This window comes from Sporosarcina soli (genome assembly GCF_042655805.1).
Lineage (GTDB): Bacteria > Bacillota > Bacilli > Bacillales_A > Planococcaceae > Sporosarcina > Sporosarcina soli.
The window spans coordinates 492,208-512,018 of sequence record NZ_JBHSNO010000005.1 but is presented as its reverse complement, the minus strand read 5'-3'; the positions used below and the strand labels follow the sequence as shown (position 1 = coordinate 512,018).

Sequence of the window (19,811 nt, the reverse complement as noted above, 5' to 3'; positions counted from 1 at the left end):
TTATTGTCTGGCCACCGTACGCCTTACTTTGCTTTATAAATAAGATTCTGTTGCAACGAGAAGTATTTCGGTCATCCCTTTATGTGCATTCGATAGACGGTGATGTTCGGATGCATCATAATAGGCTGCATCTCCTTTGGCAGCGATATAGGTCGTGTCGCCGATTTCAATTGCCACTTTCCCTTTTAAAACGAAGATGAATGTTTCTGAGAGGGAAGGCTCAAATTTCTTGAATTCCCCTTTTTCGTGAAAGCAGATGTGAACAGGCTCCATCTCATTTTCATTCGAGCGTGGAACGAGCCACCGAATGCTGTACTTCATCTCTTCGTTTGTGTAAATTGTTTGATCATCCGGCGAGTAAACGATTTTCACATTTTTTTTCGGTTCATCGAAAAATTCTTTCGGTGTCGTGCCGAGTACTTCTAATAGGGCGAATAGCGTTTCGATGGAAGGTGAGTTAAGATCGCGTTCCAATTGGGAAATATGCCCCTTCGTTAAATCGGTCCGTTCGCCAAGCTCTTCCTGGGTAAGCCCTTTTTTCAATCGCAGACGTTTAATTTTACTCCCAATTTCCATGGACACTCCACCTTTACGTAATGATGCCGAGGTTTATTCATAATATACTTGGAGTTTACTGAAAACCCTCTTTATTATAAAGAAAATGGTCTGGAAATCAAGAGAAAAATTTCAGGTTTTCGATAGAATTTGACACGGCCTCAATGGAAACCAGAAAACCGGATAACCTCTCAGGAAGGAAGAGGTCGATCCGGTCTTGGTCATAATCGTGATTCAGCCTTTCTGTTACGCAGTCTTTTGATAACGATTTTACCGATTGTGGACCCGATGAGATAGGTGGAAAGACCAATTCCACTAATGGCCGTTACGAGGGCGATCCATTCGTAAAAATTATATTGTTGAAATGCTTTCCAGCTGGCCGAAGTTTCCCAATCTTTGATCACGAGGTTCATGCCGTAAATGCCTGAAATGACTGTAAAGACGGTTAGGGCGAATAAAAGCATATTCATCCTATCAGAGTTGATGCTTTCCTGATTTTTATACAGTTCGTGTAATGTGTTATTCACTTCTTCGAAAAGCTGACCAATCGAAAATGATTGACGGAACATTTTCGATAATTCTTTCCCTTCTGAGCGGGTACTGACCTCTTGAAAATAATACCAAGAGGAGAAAAGGGTAATAAGTTTGATAAGAGATTTGACATATTCATCGTCCCGCTTCCAATCGAGTTGACTGTATTCGAATGCAACACGCAATAACATGATCTTATAGAAATAATGAAGCAGAAAATTGTAATAATGTGTGCCCATGAATTGGGACAGCTCCCTGTCCATCTCCTCGGGTGGGCGGTTTGTAACGGTGATATAGGCATGCTCGGTTATGACGGTGTATGTATACGGAGCCCATCTGTCATGCAGCGTTTGGTCCAGTGCCCCTCGGATGTAAGCCGGGTTATGTGCAGACATGAATGCCTCGCCATCCGGAGATCTGCCATCCAGGGCCCCCATACGATACAAATGGGTGTCTGTAATCGATGCCCCCTCACAGCTGACGAGGTATGCAGAGGTATACATCCGCTCATCTTCAAAATAGGGGAGGGAACCGAAGTAGCCTTTCAGCTGATCCTCTTCTGTTAGATAACTCTTCAGAAAGGGGCATAACACCTCAAATAACAGTCCGTGAACCGATAATCGCTGTCCGCTATCAACGAGGTGGACCTTTGCCCCTTTCTCTTCCTTAAGAATCGGTTCAACCGTCCTGAAATGATGCATGAAATCGAGCACATCCGTCAGCTCATGAACATGATCATCCAATACAACCCGGATTGTCATGAATGCGATGCCGAAAGGAGCTAACGTAATGTCGACGCTTTGAATGGTGAACGGCAAAATGGACTTTCTAATTTGAAGCTGAAAAGATTTCATGATGGAAATGCTGAATCGGTGAAATCCCTTTTGGGCAGGGGAGTCCGGAAACAGCTTTTGCCCGATGTAGGGGAGGAAGTACTGTTCAAGTTCTTTTCCTTCTACAATGATATTCTCTCCATAATAGTTGTGAAAATCGGATGCTTGATCGATTTTAAAATAGGTATACCCATTTTCCGATAGCGTTCCGATGATGTCTTTCTTACTTTTGCGGTTATAGCCGAATGGAAGTACAAATGACATTGATGACTGAATGATATCCAGCTTGTCGATCGTAGCGATTTCCTGCATAAGGATCAATCCTCCGGCAATTGAATTTCTCACTTTTTATGGTACAATAAAGCGCATAAAGGGGGGCTATGATTGGGAAAAAAGAAAATTTTTTACCTGGATCCGGATGAACGTCAATGGACAACGGAAGACTTGGGACTCAATTGGGATCCTTTCGCCGATCCACGTACGGAAAAAAAAGAGATTGAAGGAATTTTCCTAATGAAAAATGGGAAAATCCTAGAATTGAACGAATTATCCAATCACTGTAACGTTTGCCTCGACCCGCTTGCGTATAATGATGAGCATGATTCCATCTATTGTCCGACATGTGATGAATGGCGTGAAGCTTCCTGCAGTGATCCGGATTGTGAGTATTGCTTGGCAAGGCCTGCAAAACCGTCCCATTGCAAATGACCCTACAATCCAGTTCCCTTAAATGAGGGATAGATAAACATAATGACAAGAATTCGTCAAAAATGCCCAATTTCAAAGAAGGATCGACTGTGACAAGTTGAGCCGATTTGAAATTGGGTTTTTTCATTTTTATCAATTGACAGCCAGATGCATATATTAAATAGTGGAGATTTTTGGGAAACTAAGGAGGACAGCAATTATGAGATTGCGCGAACAAATGCCTGAACTTGTAGGCGCAACAGCATGGTTGAATGGACAAAAGACAAAGGTTGATCTCATCGGGGAAAAGCCGACACTCATCCATTTCTGGTCGATTAGTTGCCATCTTTGTAAGGAAGCGATGTGGGACATCAATAAATTCAGAGATAGATATAGAAGAGAGCTGAATGTTATCGCTGTCCATATGCCGCGTTCAAAAGCCGATCTGGATCTATCCCAAATTAAATCGGTCGCCGCACGACATCATATGACGCAGCCAATCTTTGTAGATGGTGAAGTGAAACTGACAGACAGATTTGATAACCAGTATGTGCCCGCTTATTATGTATTCGATAAATATGGTCAGTTGCGACATTATCAAGCAGGCGGTGGCGGTATGGGAATGCTTGAAAAACGTCTAAAGCGCGTTTTGGTTGAACTGTAGAGTGATAATTGATGATTGAGCGATTGTGCCTTCTTTAAAGGCATAGTCGTTTTTTTTGTAATTAAGCAGGGATTAAAATGACGGATTTTCCGTTTATGTGATACACTAGGCGCATGTATGAAGTGAACAGGGGAGAAAAAAGATATGAAAAAGGAATTTGCCGTCATTGGGCTAGGTCGGTTTGGAGGAAGCATCGTTCGTGAGTTGATCGAACTTGGAGCAGATGTGATGGCAATCGACATTTCACATAGTCGTGTAGATGAATATGCCCAAATTGCCACACAAGCAGTAGTGGCGGATACTACAGATGAATCTGTACTCAAATCACTTGGCATCCGAAATTTTGAACATGTTGTTGTAGCCATTGGCGAAAATATTCAAGCGAGCATTTTAACGACATTGATGTTAAAGGAAATCGGTGTCCCCAAAATAACGGTAAAAGCCCAGAATGATTCCCATGAAAAAGTATTGCGTAAAATCGGCGCTGACCAGGTCGTTCACCCGGAGAGGGATATGGCCATGCGGATCGCCAATAATATGGTGTCGAATAATATACTGGATTATCTGGAGTTATCAGAAGAGTATTCCATCGCAGAAATAAAGGCGAATGAGAAAATTGCAGGGTTTACGTTGATCGATCTGGATATCCGTGCAAAATTTGGTGTCAATATTGTAGCGATTAAACGCAGTAACCAAATTTTAGTCTCTCCTCAAGCGATCGAAAAAATCCGTCTAGATGATATTCTCATTATCATCGGATCGGATGAAGATATCCATAAATTTGAGAAGAAAGCCCTTCACTAAATAAGGATTAAATTCATAGAAAAGCCCTTCAGCTTACTGAAGGGCTTTTGTTTTATACTTCCATAATAACTGGTAGTACCATCGGCTTTCTTTTTGTCTTATCGAATAAATAAGGGCCTAATACATCAATGATTTCACTTTTTAGTGCACCGATATCCGCAGGGGAAGCTGCAAGTTTTCTTTGCATTTGTTTCGATAGCATTTGTTGTGCTTCATGGATCATTGTTCCGGATTCCCGCATATAGACGAAACCTCTGGAAATGATGTCCGGTCCGGAAACGACACGATTGCGTTTCATATCGACCGTTGCGACGACAATGACAAGGCCATCTTCCGAGAGAATCCTGCGATCGCGGAGTACGACGTTTCCGATATCACCGATACCGCTACCGTCAATATATACATCGCCTGATGGGATTCTACCGGCAAGCCGGGCGGAATTTTGTGTCAAGGCCAGAACATCACCATTTCCCATAATAAACGTATTTTCAAGTGGAATATCACAGTCGACAGCGAGGTTCGAGTGCATTTTCTGCATGCGGTATTCGCCGTGGATCGGCATGAAGAACTTCGGTTTGATCAACCGTAGCATTAATTTCTGCTCTTCCTGCGAACCGTGTCCGGATGTATGGATATTATTGAGTTTTCCGTGAATGACCTCCGCGCCTGCTCGGAATAGCGCATTGATTGTTTTGTTTACACTAAGCGTATTTCCTGGAATCGGGGAGGACGAGAAAATGACCGTATCTCCCGGGTGAATCTGCACTTGCCGATGTGTTCCGTTCGCAATGCGTGACAAGGCGGCCATCGGTTCTCCTTGACTCCCTGTACATAGAATCATTACTTCATTTGCAGGCAATTTGTTCAAGGATTGTGCGTCGACAAATAACTCTTTTGGTGCATCGATGTACCCGAGATCACGCCCGATGGTAATGGCATTGTCCATACTGCGTCCGAAGACAGCAATTTTTCTTCCGAACAGTTCAGCTGCTTGAATGACTTGTTGAAGTCTGTGGATATTCGATGCAAACGTAGCGAATATAATGCGGCCTTCCACTTTTCTAAAAATATCATTCAAGCTTTCTCCGACTTTTCGTTCGGACATTGTGAAGTTCGGCACTTCGGCATTAGTGCTGTCAGAAAGAAGACAGAGAACGCCTTCACTTCCTATTTTGGCCATTTTTGTTAAGTTTGCTGGCTCACCGACAGGCGTAAAGTCGAATTTGAAGTCACCGGTATGAACGATATTGCCGGAAGGCGTTTTTACGACAACCCCGAACGCATCTGGAATACTATGGGTTGTCCGAAAAAAGGATACCGATGTTTTTCGAAATTTAATCAAATCGTCTTCATCGATGGCAATCATTTTTGTTGTCCGCAAAAGTCCGTGTTCTTCTAGCTTATTGCGCAATAGACCCAGTGCGAGTTTTCCTCCGTAAATCGGGATATTGATTTTTCGGAGTAGGTAAGGAATGCCCCCGATATGATCTTCGTGACCATGGGTGATGAATAGACCTTTGATTTTATCTACATTCCGTTCCAGATATGTGTAGTCAGGAATCACATAATCGATACCTAGCAAATCGTCTTCCGGGAATTTGATGCCTGCATCAATCAAGATGATTTCATCTTGAAATTGGACGCCGTATGTGTTTTTACCGATTTCACCTAGTCCGCCTAATGCGAAAACGGCTGTTTCATTGTTTTTAATCGATTTCATCGATCAGACCTGCTCAAGCTCGAAATAGGGTGAAGCCTGTTCGTGCTCAAGGTGTTTTCCTTCTAAAAGTTGGATGAATTCGATGTTGTATTCACGATTCTTCAACTTTGCGCGGACTTCCCTTTCCGAATCCGCTTCGATGTACATGCTTCTAGTGTTTTCGCGGACCGGTACTTGTAGTTTGTTTTCTTGATAATACACTTTATAAATCATCGTTCGCTCTCCTTTTTACGTTCGATTCAAATCATTCTCTTTATATTAGCACGACATTTCCATAAAATAAAGAAAAGCCCACCATTTGAAGGGTGAGCTAGAATATTTATGCAATGGTTTTTTTGCCGAGGATGCCATTCAGTCGCTTCAACAGTTTCCGTTTTAAGCGTTTGTACATGGCTACATCACTCCTTAGAGTAATTATAGCATTTTCAGAAACTTTCGTCAAGAGAGGTTTCACTAGTTCTACAATGTTTTCTTGCTATTTTCAATCACGTTCAAATGGGATAGCGTCAGGAATTTCCTTATAGGGCATTTTCGGATCAATGTGATCATAGAACATGATGCCATTTAAGTGATCCAATTCATGTTGAAAAGCGATTGCTGGAAGACCTTTCAATCTCTTTTTGAATTCTTTGCCTTCCACATCTTTCGCTTTTACTGTGATGCGGGCGTACCGTGGTACATAGCCTTCAACATCCCGGTCAACTGAAAGACATCCTTCACCTGACGTAATATAGGTGAGTTCAACAGAATGGCTGACAATCTTCGGATTGATGGCGACAAAGCTGATCGGCTCTTTTCCTTTTTCCGGAATATGAAGTGCAAACATTCTTTTCGATTCATTTACTTGCGGTGCGGCAAGACCGATCCCCGGACGAAGACCGTACTTTTCGTTTAAATCGGGATCTTGGCTATTCTTAACATATTCAAGTAATTCTTCACTTAGTTTTAGGTCTTCTGCTGATAATGGGAATTTTACCTCCTCCGCACGTTTGCGGAGTGCCGGGTGTCCTTCACGGACGATTTGATCCATTAAAATCATCGTACAACTTCCTTTCGGTTAAACGTATCTATTCAATAGTATAATCGAATGTGAAAATAGGTGAAAGGAATAAAGAACAATATTGAATATTGTATTTCAAAACTCTATTTTTTTACCTGTTTTAAAAGAAGTCAAAAACTTGGCGATGCGTACAATCAAGCGCAGCAGAAAGATTAAAGGAGAGGATAAATTTGATGAAACCCAAACTCATATATGTGTTGGTGATTTCAGCCATGCTTGCCGGATGTGATTTTGGAAGTTCCGCAGATGAACAGCTGAAAAAAGTGATCGATGAACTGAATCATATGGAAATGGATTATCGGGAAGCGCAAGAGACGGTGTTTGAGTATGAGCAACAAGAACAGCAATTATTTAACGAGACCATGGAGCTGACGAAAGACCGTCAAGAGGAGTTGGCAGCTAAAGTGGCAGAGTTGAAAAAGCTGTTAGGTCAGCGTTTAGCCTTCCTTGAAAAAGAAGAGGCGTCCATTCAGGAAGCGAAGAAATCCGCAATGGATTTGGATAATGTTTTGGATGATGACGACGAAAATAATAAAAAGATGATTGAGCAGTTGAAATCAGTGGTAAATGAACGATATGAGTTGCATGATGCATTCGTCTCCGAATATAAAAAGCTGACTACATTGCAAAATGAGTTATATGAAATGCTGATTGACAATCGGACTGGATTGTCGCGATTAAATGAACAAGTAAAAGAAGTGAATGTCCAGAAAGAAGAAGTACAATCGGCAATCTCCATCTTTAACGAAGCGACTACGAGGGTCAATGCTTTGCTCGAGGATATCGAATTCAATTGACGAGACTTCATATCGGGTAATTGGAGATAGCAGGAGCTCAATCCTGCTATTTTTCTGTGTTATGTATGCGTTATCAAAACGAATAACTGTTACAATACAGATTTCGGATTGTGTTAATACAGAATGATGTTTATTTTCTATTCAGAAACTGTGGATGTGCAGAATAACAAGAGGTTACAATGATTGACCATTTGATTTTAATTGAGTATACTGATAAAGAATTCAGTTGTACCAATTAATAATTTGAGAGTTTATAATACAGATATAAAGGAGAGGTGCCGAAATGGCTGCAAAAAAAGGTAAGCAGTTCGATCCGGTGGAAACACTTCACGCGATTGAAGAGAAGTTTGAAATGTTCCAGATTTTGAACGAAGAAGGCGTAATTGTCAATGAGGATGCAAATCCAAATTTATCAGATGAAGAACTCGTTGACTTAATGTCACGAATGGTATTCACTCGAATTTTGGACCAACGTTCAACTTCATTGAACCGCCAAGGACGTTTAGGTTTCTACGCACCGACAGCAGGACAGGAAGCATCTCAAATCGCTTCACACTTTGCGCTTGAAAAAGAGGATTTTGTGTTACCGGGTTACCGTGATGTACCACAAATGCTTTTCCACGGATTGCCATTGTCAACAGCATTCCTTTGGTCACGTGGACATTTCCAAGGAGGAACGATTCCGGAAAACGTCAATGTATTCCCGCCGCAAATCATTATCGGCGCCCAATATATTCAAGCGGCAGGTATCGCGCTAGGATTCCAAAAACGTGGCACAAAAGCAGTCGCCATGACATACACAGGTGACGGAGGAACATCTCAAGGAGATTTCTATGAAGGGATCAACTTCGCAGGAGCATATCGTTCCCCGGCGATCTTTATTGTCCAAAACAACCAATACGCAATTTCGACGCCACGCGAGTTGCAAACTGCAGCGAAAACATTAGCGCAAAAAGGGATTGCAGCAGGTATTCCGAGTGTCCTAGTGGATGGGATGGATCCACTGGCGGTGTATGCGGTTACACGTGATGCACGTGAACGCGCATTAAATGGTGAAGGACCTACACTAATTGAGACGATGTGTTACCGTTACGGACCACATACGATGGCTGGGGACGATCCAACTCGTTACCGTACATCCGAAACGGATAGCGAGTGGGAAAAACGCGATGCGCTCATTCGTTTCCGTAAATACCTAGAAGGAAAAGGTCTCTGGAACGAAGAGAAGGAAAACGAAGTAATCGAACGCGCGAAAGAAGAAATTAAAGAAGCGATCAAAGAAGCAGACGCTGCACCAAAACAAAAAGTGAGCGATTTTATCAATATTATGCATAAAGGTGAGCTTCCTTACAATTTACAAGAACAGCTCGCCATTTACACAGAGAAGGAGTCGAAGTAACCGATGGCACAAATGACGATGATTCAAGCGATTACGGACGCGATGCGTACAGAGTTGAAAAATGATGAAAACGTCCTCGTCTTCGGTGAAGACGTTGGGAATAATGGCGGAGTTTTCCGCGCAACGGAAGGGTTACAAAAAGAATTTGGTGAAGAGCGCGTATTCGACACACCGCTGGCGGAATCGGGTATCGGTGGACTCGCGATCGGACTTGCATTTACAGGCTTCCGTCCGGTTATGGAAATCCAATTCTTCGGTTTCCTATACGAAGTGATTGACTCTGTCAGTGGTCAACTAGCGCGGATGAGTTTCCGAAGCAATGGTCGTTTTAATGCACCTGTTACGATTCGTTCTCCATTTGGAGGCGGTGTAGCAACACCTGAAATGCACGCGGACAGCCTTGAAGGACTAGTAGCTTCACAACCGGGATTGAAAGTTGTCATCCCTTCAACGCCATACGATGCAAAAGGTTTGCTAATTTCTGCAATCCGCGATGAGGATCCGGTCATCTTCCTTGAGCATATGAAGTTATATCGTTCATTTAGACAGGAAGTTCCAGAAGAGGAGTATACGATACCTCTTGGAAAAGCGGATGTGAAACGTGAAGGGACAGATTTGACGGTTATCGCGTATGGCGCAATGGTACAGGAAAGTCTAAAAGCGGCTGAAGCGCTTGAAAAAGAAGGCTATTCACTCGAAGTTGTTGATTTACGCACAATCCAACCACTTGATATCGAAACGATCATTGCATCTGTTGAGAAGACGAATCGCGCCATTGTTGTACAAGAAGCACAAAAACAAGCCGGAATTGCTGCGAACGTTGTAGCAGAAATTACGGAGCGTGCGATTTTAAGTTTGGAAGCACCTGTACTGCGCGTAGCGGCACCGGATACAATTTATCCATTCGCGCAAGGTGAAAATACATGGCTTCCTAATGCAAAAGATATTGCTGAAACAGCTAAAAAAGTACTGACATTCTAAAAAAATGAACATGAAAGGGTGAATTACGTGGCATATGAATTCCGTTTACCAGATATAGGAGAAGGAATCCATGAAGGTGAAATTGTGAAATGGTTTGTTGCGAAAGGCGACAAAATCAATGAAGACGACACACTTCTTGAAGTCCAGAACGATAAAGCGGTCGTGGAAATACCATCACCAGTGACAGGGACAATTGAAGAAATCGTTGTTTCTGAAGGAACGGTTGCAGTCGTAGGGGATGTGCTGATCCGAATAGACGCACCGGGTTACGAGAATGCTTCATCAGGTGAAGAGGCAAGCGCTGAAACAGAAGCTCAAGTTCAAGCTACTGCTGAAGCGGGTCAATCGATCGAAAAAGAGGAAGCGCCAAAACAAGAGGCAACTCAAAGCGGAAAAGCTCAAGAGGATGTCGATCCGAACCGTCGAATTATTGCGATGCCATCGGTGCGTAAATTTGCACGAGAACAAGGTGTGGATATTCGTCAAGTGGCAGGGACTGGTAAAAATGGGCGTGTCTTGAAAGAAGATGTCGAATCCTTCCAGAATGGCGGACAAGTCCAGGTGTCTACTGTTTCTGAAGAAGGTGGGCAAGCGGAAGAAGTGGCACAAGAAACAGCTGCTCAGGCTCCGGTTAACCTTGAAGGGGAATTCCCGGAAACACGCGAAAAAATGTCAGGTATCCGAAAAGCGATCGCAAAAGCGATGGTCAATTCGAAACATACGGCTCCACATGTGACGTTGCTTGACGAAGTCGATGTGACAGAACTCGTTGCGCACCGTAAAAAGTTCAAAGACATTGCTGCGGAAAAAGATATCAAGTTAACGTATCTCCCTTATGTCGTAAAAGCGCTCGTTTCGACATTGCGTGAATTCCCGGCGTTGAACACATCGCTAGACGATGCTACACAAGAAATTATTCAAAAGCACTATTACAATATCGGAATTGCTGCTGACACAGAACGTGGACTACTTGTTCCGGTCATTAAACATGCAGATCGCAAATCAGTATTTGCTATTTCAGATGAAATAAACAAATTGGCTGTTAAAGCGAGAGATGGAAAACTGTCTCCAAATGAAATGAAGGGTGCGTCTTGCTCGATCACGAATATCGGATCGGCAGGTGGACAATGGTTTACGCCGATTATCAACCATCCGGAAGTCGCTATTCTAGGAATTGGTCGAATTGCGGAAAAACCTATCGTAAAAAATGGTGAAATTGTAGCGGCACCTATGTTAGCATTATCATTGGTGTTCGATCACCGAGTGATAGATGGAGCGACAGGACAACAAGCGTTGAATCATTTGAAGAAATTGCTCGGTAATCCAGAATTATTATTAATGGAGGCGTGAGATCATGGTAGTAGGGGATTTTCCAATCGAAATTGATACGCTCGTAGTAGGATCAGGTCCAGGAGGATATGTTGCGGCAATCCGTGCAGCACAATTGGGTCAAAAAGTTACAGTTGTGGAAAAAGGTACTGTAGGTGGCGTGTGCTTGAACGTAGGATGTATTCCTTCCAAAGCGCTAATTGCTGTTGGACATCGCTATGCAAATGCTAAAAACTCCGATTCAATGGGAATTACTGCAAGTGAAGTGAAGCTGGATTTCGCAAAATCACAAGCATTCAAAGACGGTGTTGTCAGTAAGTTGACTGGTGGTGTTTCAGGTCTTCTTAAAGGTAACAAAGTGGATTATGTAGAAGGCGAAGCATACTTCGTCGATAGCAACACAGTTCGCGTTATCAAAGAAGATTCTGCACAGACATATAAATTTAATAACGCAATTATCGCAACTGGCTCACGCCCTGTTGAAATTCCGACATTCAAATTTTCTAATCGCGTTCTTAGCTCGACGGGTGCATTGAACCTTACTGAAGTACCTGCTAAACTCGTAGTCATCGGTGGCGGATACATCGGAACTGAGCTTGGTTCTGCTTATGCGAACCTTGGTTCAGAAGTGACGATTATCGAAGGAGCGGACGATATCCTTGCTGGCTTTGAAAAACAAATGACACAAATCGTCAAAAAAGGCTTAAAGAAAAAAGGTGTCGAAGTTGTTGTAAAAGCATCTGCTAAAGGTGTCGAAGAAACAGATACAGGTGTAACAGTCACTTATGAAGCGAAAGGCGAGGAAAAGAAAGTCGAAGCGGACTATGTGCTCGTTACGGTTGGTCGTCGTCCGAATACAGATGAGATTGGTCTTGAAGAATTGGGTGTCAAGTTCCTTGAACGCGGTCTGATCGAAGTTGACAAACAATGCCGTACAAGCATTCCGAATATCTACGCAATCGGTGATATCGTACCAGGACTCCAGCTTGCGCATAAAGCTTCTTACGAGGCGAAAGTGGCTGCTGAAGCGATTGCTGGTGAAAAATCTGAAGTCGACTATTTGGCGATCCCTGCTGTCTGCTTCACAGATCCTGAACTTGCGTCTGTCGGTTTGAACGAACAACAGGCAAAAGAAGAAGGTTATGACGTAGTAGCTGGCAAATTCCCATTTGCGGCAAACGGCCGTGCGCTTGCACTGGATGCGACTGAAGGTTTTGTTAAGCTTGTTGCACGCAAAGAAGATGGACTTCTTCTTGGTGCGCAAATTGTCGGGGAAAATGCTTCCGATATGATCGCTGAACTTGGCCTTGCTGTTGAAGCGGGTATGACGCTTGAAGATGTCGCAATGACTATTCATGCGCATCCAACATTGGGTGAAATTTCCATGGAAGCTGCAGAAGTTGCGCTTGGTAAGCCGATTCATATGATTTCAAAATAATAATCTATCTTTGTTATGTTAAAACCGTCTACAAAGCATCTAGCATGCTTTGTAGACGGTTTTTAGTATTGTTTGAGAGTTATCCCTCGAATATCGCCGAAACGTGCTACAAGAACGTTGCAGTTAGTTCTAGCGAGTGGAGGCTTTATCTTCGATCAGCAGGTGTTTGAATACCCGTTGAACAGGTAACCAAAACCAGCATTCATCTCAACACCTATAGAGGCGGGAGTCTTCTGCTGAATGAAGATAAATGTGTTAAAATCAAAATGGTATCGGAAGAAATTCGGAACGGAGTGAGACAGTTTGGATTATAGCTATCCAATTAGGCATGATTGGTCGACAGAAGAGATCATTACAGTGGTTGCATTTTATGAGGCTGTAGAAAAAGCATATGAAACCGGGATTGCAAGAGAACAGCTGATGGAAGCGTATCGGGCATTTAAAAAAATTGTCCCGTCCATGGCTGAAGAAAAGACGCTTTTCAAAGAATTTGACGAAGTGAGCGGCTATGCCTGCTATCGGGTTGTAAAAGCGGCAAAAGAAGGAATGGATGGGGAAATGATTAAAGGGACGCGAGCTTAACGCTGCGTCCCTTTCAGCCTGTTGACAAACGCTCGCATCCGTTGTTGAGTCCTACAGGAAGTAGGTCATGCATCCGTTGCCAATCGAACAGTGGAGGGTTCGATTTGCCGTATTTTTGCGTTCTTTGCAGAAATTAAGGCACCTTCTTTTAGGACGCGGCGCCCTTAGGATGCCTTCCTTATTCGCTCGTCCGCTCATGAACTCTAGTTCGATTCGCGTCTTCGCTCGACGTCGCGCGGGCTTGCAGGAAGCGAGTCATGCAGGCGTGGCGACAGGACGTCGAGCTCTTAGCCTGCCTTCCACGTGACAAGCGTTTTCAATCAGGCTGAAGGATTTCCTGGTTTATGGTAAAAACCTCATTTATAGGACAATGTATAGAGTGGGAGTAGTGTTTCAAACGTATCTTTTACAACTTCATATAGTGCTTGGCCGTCTTTTATAATCGGATCATTTGAGGCGATATGTCTACCGATGAGAAATTCGGCTTTTTTGACGTTGCGAAACCTTTCTAAGGCGGCATGCAGATCGATTTCTTCCATCGACTCCTTGTCTTTTTTCATATGATCCATTGATACGACATAGTCGTTAGGTACAGTTTTTACAATATCGTCCATATGATCGAGGAAAGTGGAAGCGATTTTTTGTTTGTTCGGCAATTCATAAATAAAAGCCAACCATATGAATAAATGATCGTCATACAATCCAATCTGAAAATGTGGATGTTGTTTGTACCCTCGCTTATTGTTGCAGATTGCCAACCATGTATCGTTGGGTGGGTTCACTGTCCTTCTCGCATGTCTTGCGATATGTAAATGCATTTCATTCCCCAACATCATGGCAAGGTCTTCTGTCAACGGTTCACCGATTGTACGGAATTTTGGCTGGATACGCTCTTGTATTGCCTCCATGCGTTCGGCTAACCCTTCAATCTTAAATGTGTCAAAGTCGTTTTGTGCAAAGCCTTCAAAATTCATATGTACTGTCACCTTTCTATTTTAAGAACATTTTTTTGTTAAATACTTTTTTTAAAAAATACAGTAAAGCACTGGAGGATTGTTTCAATCCATTGAATGAAAGAGGTGGAAAAGTCTTGACTTTCGAAAAAATGATTTACCGTTTTCATCCGCTGTAATTGTATTTCCACGTTTATCTTAACAGAAATCGGGGAACAATCTTTACAACAAGGCTTATAACTAGAGCGAGCTATCGCGCAAGCATATTTTAGTTATAAGTAACTGAAAATTTAAACCATTCATTTGGAAAAGGGGTGTCAATTATGAAACAGGTCGTTCATGTAATACGTAAAGCCGATGTAGAGAAAGAATATGTGAAGTTGTTGAATTTGGAGCTTGATTATGAACTTGCGACATTATTTGATGCAATTCAAGAAGATGATGCCGAACAGAAATTAAAGAGCAATAAAAGGCTCATGGAGCTTCACCGTGAGTTGGAGATTCTGAATGGTTTCGCTTAAAAGCGAGCCTTTAAGCGGAAAAGGCATTCCTTCACGTCCTTCGGAAACGAAGAATGTGAAATCGGATGCCTTTTTCGTTATACTGTAGAGAGAAAGATCGGGGGGATGTATGATGAATTGGGGGCATATTGACCGGTACGCGAAATCGCTCATTAAAGAAGCGGGTCATCAAATACGGGTTTCTTTTTATCAACAGATCGATGTGGAAACGAAAGCGGATGCGAATGATTTAGTGACGAATATTGACCGGGAAGTGGAACGGTTTTTCATCAACCGGATCAAACGGGATTTCCCGACGCACCGAATCCTCGGTGAAGAAGGATTTGGGGATGAGGTACAATCGTTAGAGGGCGTCATTTGGATGTTGGATCCGATTGACGGGACGATGAATTTTGTCCATCAAAAGCGCAATTTTGCCATATCGCTTGGTATTTATGTCGACGGAGTCGGCATGCTAGGATACATATACGATGTGATGGGGGATGATTTTTATCATGCGGCGAAAGGTGAAGGGGCTTATTTGAATGACGAACGTTTGTCGCAATTGGAAATAACGCCTCTTTCAGACGCGATCATCGGCATTAACGCGAGCTGGGTTGCGCCGAATCGTCACATCGACAATGAGAAAGTGATTGAGTTGGTGAAAGCGTGTAGAGGGACGAGATCATACGGCTCTGCAGCTATCGAGTTGGCCCATGTATCTGCGGGAAGGTTGGATGCATACGTATCGATGCGCTTGTCGCCGTGGGATATCGCAGGAGGCATCGTGATCGCACAGGAGGTCGGAGCAGTGGCGACCAATTTGAAAGGCGAGGCGCCAGGCTTGCTTGGTCAAGAGCCATTTATCGTTGCCCGACCGGGTTTGCATCGGGACTTATTGACAAACTACATTAAGTTGAAACAATAAGAAAAAGGACTGTAGAAGGATCATTGAGCATTCTGAGCAGTCCTTTTTTCTGAAATCCTATAGTAGACCTTGTTCCCGCATCCGTTTTTTCGTTTTGAAGCCATTGCCCATAACGAAGATCAGAGCGACGATGGCGAAAATGGCTAAAAGGGGACTTGCAATGGCGACAGAAACGCCGATCGCACACATCGAGGCGACCGCAGCTAGCGAATAGAAAACAAAAATCCATTTAATGTCTTTCAAGAAAATCCCTCCATTATTCATCAAACCTGTTTTGACATAATCGACTCGGCAGAATTGAAGGCGTCTGCTCGTTGAAATAAAAATGTTTTTGAATTGTCTCCTCATGTGCTATAATAACACAGTTAACCAACTGAAAAAAGACAAATGGAGTGAAACCATGACAAATAAACGTAATGATCTACGGAATATAGCAATTATCGCACACGTCGACCACGGAAAAACGACACTTGTCGACCAGCTTTTGAAGCAATCAGGTATTTTTCGTTCAAATGAGCAAGTGGACGAGCGTGCAATGGATTCGAATGACATTGAACGTGAGCGCGGGATAACTATTCTCGCAAAAAATACAGCCATTCACTATAAAGATACAAAAATCAACATTTTGGATACACCTGGACACGCAGACTTCGGTGGAGAAGTGGAGCGGATTTTGAAAATGGTGGACGGCGTCATTCTCGTCGTCGATTCGTATGAAGGATGCATGCCGCAAACCCGTTTTGTCCTTAAAAAAGCGCTTGAAGAAAATATCAAGCCGATCGTTGTTGTCAACAAGATTGACCGCGAGTTTGCGCGACCTGAGGAAGTTGTCGATGAAGTATTGGAGTTATTCATCGAACTGGATGCCAATGATGAGCAACTGGAATTCCCGGTCGTCTATGCATCTGGATTTAACGGGACGGCTAGCCTATCCCCTGATCCTGCTGAACAAGAAGATACATTGCGCGTTCTCTATGATGCGATCATCGAGCACATTCCTGCACCGATTGATAATCGTGAAGAACCGTTACAGTTCCAAGTATCGTTATTGGATTATAGTGATTATGTCGGTCGTATCGGCATCGGTCGTATTTTCCGCGGAACGATGAAAGTCGGGCAGCAAGTTTCCGTTATGAAGCGGGACGGCTCCTTGAAAAACTTCCGCGTGACGAAAATGTCCGGGTTCCTTGGATTGAAGCGCGTAGATATCGAAGAAGCGTTTGCAGGTGACCTCGTAGCGGTTTCCGGAATGGAAAATATCGATGTCGGGGAAACGATTTGTCCTGTCGATCATCCTGAAGCGTTGCCCGAATTGTATATTGATGAACCGACACTTCAAATGACATTCCTTGTCAATAACAGTCCGTTTGCCGGCAAGGAAGGGAAATGGGTGACGGCCAGAAAGATCGAAGAACGCCTTGAACAGCAATTGCAGACAGATGTGTCCCTACGTGTTGATCCGACAGATTCACCGGATGCTTGGGTCGTCTCTGGGCGCGGAGAATTGCATCTTTCCATCTTAATTGAAAATATGAGACGCGAAGGCTATGAGCTACAAGTTTCAAAACCGGAGGTCATTGTCAAAGAAATCGATGGTGTCCGTTCAGAACCGGTTGAACGCGTGCAGATCGATATCCCGGAAGAACATACAGGTTCCGTTATCGAGTCGATCGGTGAGCGTAAAGGTGAAATGCTTGATATGATCAATAACGGAAATGGACAAGTCCGACTCATTTTCCTTGTACCCGCACGCGGGCTTATCGGTTATTCGACAGAATTTCTGACAATGACAAGAGGATACGGAATCATGAACCATACGTTCGATTCGTATAAGCCGATGGCGAAAGGGAAAGTTGGCGGTCGTCGGAACGGTGTCCTTGTATCGATGGAGAATGGAACTGCTACACCATACAGTATCATGCAGCTGGAAGATCGTGGTACGATGTTTGTGGAAGCGGGAACAGACATTTATGCTGGTATGATTGTAGGAGAAAATACGCGAGAAAATGATTTGACGATCAACTTGACGAAAGCGAAACAGGCGACGAACGTTCGTTCCGCAACGAAAGATCAAACTGTGACAACGAAAAAGCCGCGTATTATGTCACTTGAAGAAGCATTGCAATATTTGGATGATGATGAGTACTGTGAAGTGACACCGGAATCGATTCGACTTCGTAAGAAAATTCTTGATAAGAACGAGCGTGAACGGGTTCAAAAGAAGAAAAAAACTGCGGAATGATTTATAGTAATAAGTAGCTATAAAAAAGAATGCGTACAATCGCTGGGATTAGAAGGGAATGTGCTAAATGAATGGTACTATCGGGGATGCAGAAGCAATCGAAGCAATGTCACCAATTGCACGTATGATTTATGAAATGACTTCATCTTCTGCGACTGGAATATTGTTATTTGCTGTTGTTTTCATCCTTTCGGCCATTGTATTTAAGCTTGGGTTTGCTAGGAAAATAAAGTTTTGGCAAAATGTTGTCGTTTATATTTTTCTTTTTTTAGGATGTATAATATTGACGTTTTTTGCAATTTATCTTCCGATTGTAGAAGGACTGATCGTTGCAGCACTGATCTTGATCATTTATCGAGTCCGTCGGATGAATGAATATAAAGACAAAGAAGAAGACCCTGTCGTGAGGTGACAGGGCCTTCTTCTTTAATTTAGAAGCATGTCCTATTTAAAAATCTTTTTCAACGGGATGTGAGCTTCGGTGGAAAACGAAGTTCCCGGTTGCGAGCCGGGCAATTGTTTTCGTCGTGATCCGCTCGTTACAGGAGTCGCACATATAGGTATGTATCGGACGATTCCTTAATTTTTTTGCTAAAGGTGCATCGTCAGGTAGTTGGCCGATTTCATCGCATATGACGCACTTCACTCGCATTGAAATCACTCCTTAGTCGATTCTGATCGCATTGACGTTGCGGATTGGATCTTTGAGATTTGAACCGTCTTTGAAAAGGACATAGACGGGGCCGTTTTCAAGAATCGGCTTTCCTTTTTCGCTAAATTTTAAGACGAGTTCATCTGCTTGGGCAATCGGGAAGGTGTGTTCTTGACCATCCGATGTTTCAAGTATAAGTGTACGCGCATCTTGGGCAGGTTTTGCATTTTGGACAAAATGTTTCAGGAGCATGCCGAATGTTCCTGTAAGCATCCTTGTTTTTTCATATTTCTTTTCACTTTTTAGCGTTGGTGGAAATGTTGCACCTTCCATGATTTCACGTGACCAATGTGCACCCATATCCCTTTTATACTCTTCAATTTCGTCCTTTTCGACGTAATCTGCTGTGAAAAAAGTTTCTAAATCGATCCGGCGATCATCGAATATCCAAACAGTCGGATCGAGTGTAATTTGATGCTGTACATTTCCTTTAATCGGAATAATTGACTCCAAAATGATATCCCCCTACTTGTCTTGATAAAGTACTTTTTCATTTCAGTATAACGTTTAGTAGCAGTTAAGAAAAGTTTTTGCTACTCTTTTCTCTAAAATAAAAAAGGTAACACTTGCAATTTCCGGGTTCAAAAGATACAATTTATTCATAATGACCATTCAGAAATAATAGGTTGATGGGGGCGTCCTCATGGATATAGAATTGCAAGAAACATATCAAGAAAAAGCCTTGAAACAACTACAGGCAGATGCAGATAAGATCGCACAATTGATAAAAGTGCAAATGGACCATTTGACGATGCCGCAATGCCCTCTCTATGAAGAGGTGTTGGACACGCAAATGTATGGCCTTGCGCGCGAGATCGATTTTGCGGTGAAGCTTGGTCTTATCGAACGTTCAAAAGGGAACGAAATCCTTTCGTTACTGGAGAAGGAAATGAACGTTCTGCACGAATTATATACGAAGAAGTAAGTTAAAAACTCAAACTACCACAATGGTTTGAGTTTTTTGTTTACGGCCAGTGAAACTCAGCCCTAGGTTGATACGTCCTAGTTAGACGCCTATACGTTAGATTATACGCGAATAAGCAACGAGCTAACTATGCTGGATATGGGGAGCCGGGTGCCGAAATACTGCATTTGT

At 43.0% G+C, this 19,811-nt stretch carries 23 protein-coding genes; 14 read left to right on the top strand and 9 right to left on the bottom strand.

Going from position 1 to position 19,811, the window contains the following annotated elements:
• Positions 1 to 33 precede the first annotated feature (33 nt).
• Entirely contained in the window at positions 34 to 576 is a 543-nt protein-coding gene (locus ACFPRA_RS06810; RefSeq protein ID WP_381432006.1) for a helix-turn-helix domain-containing protein, read from the bottom strand.
• Positions 577 to 776: 200 nt separating this feature from the next.
• Positions 777 to 2,231 (bottom strand): magnesium transporter CorA family protein, encoded by a 1,455-nt coding sequence (locus ACFPRA_RS06805; protein ID WP_381432004.1) that lies wholly within the window; start codon positions 2,229 to 2,231, stop codon positions 777 to 779.
• Between the two features lie 72 nt (positions 2,232 to 2,303).
• Between ACFPRA_RS06805 and ACFPRA_RS06800 the strand changes: the two genes are divergently transcribed.
• The 3 genes from ACFPRA_RS06800 (at position 2,304) to ACFPRA_RS06790 (ending at position 4,074) form a co-directional block, all read left to right on the top strand.
• The gene (locus ACFPRA_RS06800; protein WP_381432003.1) at positions 2,304 to 2,627 is read left to right on the top strand and encodes a hypothetical protein; all 324 of its coding nucleotides are present in this window, start codon (positions 2,304 to 2,306) and stop codon (positions 2,625 to 2,627) included.
• Between the two features lie 199 nt (positions 2,628 to 2,826).
• Entirely contained in the window at positions 2,827 to 3,270 is a 444-nt protein-coding gene (locus ACFPRA_RS06795) for a TlpA family protein disulfide reductase (RefSeq protein WP_381432001.1), read from the top strand.
• 144 nt (positions 3,271 to 3,414) lie between these two features.
• Entirely contained in the window at positions 3,415 to 4,074 is a 660-nt protein-coding gene (locus ACFPRA_RS06790; RefSeq protein ID WP_381431999.1) for a potassium channel family protein, read from the top strand.
• 52 nt (positions 4,075 to 4,126) lie between these two features.
• On the opposite strand, the gene rnjA is transcribed toward ACFPRA_RS06790, so the two are convergent.
• From rnjA to def, 3 genes are all read right to left on the bottom strand, one after another.
• Positions 4,127 to 5,794: a ribonuclease J1 gene (rnjA, locus tag ACFPRA_RS06785; RefSeq protein WP_381431997.1), complete on the bottom strand. Its 1,668-nt coding sequence runs from the start codon at positions 5,792 to 5,794 to the stop codon at positions 4,127 to 4,129.
• A gap of 3 nt (positions 5,795 to 5,797) precedes the next feature.
• Entirely contained in the window at positions 5,798 to 6,007 is a 210-nt protein-coding gene (locus ACFPRA_RS06780) for a DNA-dependent RNA polymerase subunit epsilon (protein ID WP_239388978.1), read from the bottom strand.
• A gap of 268 nt (positions 6,008 to 6,275) precedes the next feature.
• Positions 6,276 to 6,833 carry a peptide deformylase gene (gene def / locus ACFPRA_RS06775; RefSeq protein WP_381431994.1) on the bottom strand — a complete coding sequence of 186 codons (558 nt, stop codon included), beginning with the start codon at positions 6,831 to 6,833 and terminating at the stop codon, positions 6,276 to 6,278.
• 194 nt (positions 6,834 to 7,027) lie between these two features.
• On the opposite strand from def, the gene ACFPRA_RS06770 reads away from it, so the two are divergent.
• From ACFPRA_RS06770 to ACFPRA_RS06745, 6 genes are all read left to right on the top strand, one after another.
• Positions 7,028 to 7,651 carry a YkyA family protein gene (locus tag ACFPRA_RS06770; protein ID WP_381434776.1) on the top strand — a complete coding sequence of 208 codons (624 nt, stop codon included), beginning with the start codon at positions 7,028 to 7,030 and terminating at the stop codon, positions 7,649 to 7,651.
• A 283-nt stretch (positions 7,652 to 7,934) separates the two neighbouring features.
• A complete protein-coding gene (pdhA, locus tag ACFPRA_RS06765) occupies positions 7,935 to 9,050 on the top strand; it encodes a pyruvate dehydrogenase (acetyl-transferring) E1 component subunit alpha (RefSeq protein ID WP_381431992.1) in 1,116 nt (371 codons plus the stop codon).
• A 3-nt stretch (positions 9,051 to 9,053) separates the two neighbouring features.
• Entirely contained in the window at positions 9,054 to 10,031 is a 978-nt protein-coding gene (locus ACFPRA_RS06760; protein ID WP_381431990.1) for an alpha-ketoacid dehydrogenase subunit beta, read from the top strand.
• A 27-nt stretch (positions 10,032 to 10,058) separates the two neighbouring features.
• Entirely contained in the window at positions 10,059 to 11,381 is a 1,323-nt protein-coding gene (locus tag ACFPRA_RS06755; protein ID WP_381431988.1) for a dihydrolipoamide acetyltransferase family protein, read from the top strand.
• Positions 11,382 to 11,385: 4 nt separating this feature from the next.
• Entirely contained in the window at positions 11,386 to 12,798 is a 1,413-nt protein-coding gene (gene lpdA, locus ACFPRA_RS06750; RefSeq protein WP_381431986.1) for a dihydrolipoyl dehydrogenase, read from the top strand.
• A 303-nt stretch (positions 12,799 to 13,101) separates the two neighbouring features.
• Complete coding sequence (locus ACFPRA_RS06745; protein WP_381431984.1) at positions 13,102 to 13,380, top strand: UPF0223 family protein; 279 nt, start codon at positions 13,102 to 13,104, stop codon at positions 13,378 to 13,380.
• A gap of 356 nt (positions 13,381 to 13,736) precedes the next feature.
• On the opposite strand, the gene ACFPRA_RS06740 is transcribed toward ACFPRA_RS06745, so the two are convergent.
• On the bottom strand, positions 13,737 to 14,354 hold the full coding sequence (locus ACFPRA_RS06740; protein WP_381431982.1) for a YktB family protein: 618 nt from the start codon (positions 14,352 to 14,354) through the stop codon (positions 13,737 to 13,739).
• A gap of 302 nt (positions 14,355 to 14,656) precedes the next feature.
• Here ACFPRA_RS06740 and ACFPRA_RS06735 point away from each other — a divergent pair, with 302 nt between their 5' ends.
• Together ACFPRA_RS06735 and ACFPRA_RS06730 are read left to right on the top strand one after the other, a co-directional pair.
• The gene (locus tag ACFPRA_RS06735) at positions 14,657 to 14,854 is read left to right on the top strand and encodes a hypothetical protein (RefSeq protein ID WP_381431980.1); all 198 of its coding nucleotides are present in this window, start codon (positions 14,657 to 14,659) and stop codon (positions 14,852 to 14,854) included.
• A 112-nt stretch (positions 14,855 to 14,966) separates the two neighbouring features.
• On the top strand, positions 14,967 to 15,761 hold the full coding sequence (locus ACFPRA_RS06730) for an inositol monophosphatase family protein (RefSeq protein WP_381431978.1): 795 nt from the start codon (positions 14,967 to 14,969) through the stop codon (positions 15,759 to 15,761).
• 57 nt (positions 15,762 to 15,818) lie between these two features.
• Here the strand turns inward: ACFPRA_RS06730 and ACFPRA_RS06725 are convergent, their stop codons facing one another.
• Positions 15,819 to 16,004, bottom strand: a complete 186-nt coding sequence (locus ACFPRA_RS06725) for a YlaF family protein (protein ID WP_381431976.1) — start codon at positions 16,002 to 16,004, stop codon at positions 15,819 to 15,821.
• 157 nt (positions 16,005 to 16,161) lie between these two features.
• On the opposite strand from ACFPRA_RS06725, the gene typA reads away from it, so the two are divergent.
• Both typA and ACFPRA_RS06715 read left to right on the top strand, forming a co-directional pair.
• Positions 16,162 to 18,003, top strand: coding sequence for a translational GTPase TypA (gene typA, locus ACFPRA_RS06720; protein ID WP_381431974.1), 1,842 nt, complete (start codon positions 16,162 to 16,164; stop codon positions 18,001 to 18,003).
• A gap of 67 nt (positions 18,004 to 18,070) precedes the next feature.
• Positions 18,071 to 18,415: a YlaH-like family protein gene (locus ACFPRA_RS06715; protein WP_381431972.1), complete on the top strand. Its 345-nt coding sequence runs from the start codon at positions 18,071 to 18,073 to the stop codon at positions 18,413 to 18,415.
• A gap of 36 nt (positions 18,416 to 18,451) precedes the next feature.
• On the opposite strand, the gene ACFPRA_RS06710 is transcribed toward ACFPRA_RS06715, so the two are convergent.
• Together ACFPRA_RS06710 and ACFPRA_RS06705 are read right to left on the bottom strand one after the other, a co-directional pair.
• Positions 18,452 to 18,655 carry a YlaI family protein gene (locus ACFPRA_RS06710; protein WP_381431970.1) on the bottom strand — a complete coding sequence of 68 codons (204 nt, stop codon included), beginning with the start codon at positions 18,653 to 18,655 and terminating at the stop codon, positions 18,452 to 18,454.
• Between the two features lie 12 nt (positions 18,656 to 18,667).
• On the bottom strand, positions 18,668 to 19,168 hold the full coding sequence (locus ACFPRA_RS06705) for a peptidyl-prolyl cis-trans isomerase (RefSeq protein WP_381431968.1): 501 nt from the start codon (positions 19,166 to 19,168) through the stop codon (positions 18,668 to 18,670).
• 190 nt (positions 19,169 to 19,358) lie between these two features.
• Here ACFPRA_RS06705 and ACFPRA_RS06700 point away from each other — a divergent pair, with 190 nt between their 5' ends.
• Positions 19,359 to 19,640, top strand: a complete 282-nt coding sequence (locus tag ACFPRA_RS06700) for an Fpa/YlaN family protein (protein WP_239388963.1) — start codon at positions 19,359 to 19,361, stop codon at positions 19,638 to 19,640.
• Positions 19,641 to 19,811 lie beyond the last annotated feature (171 nt).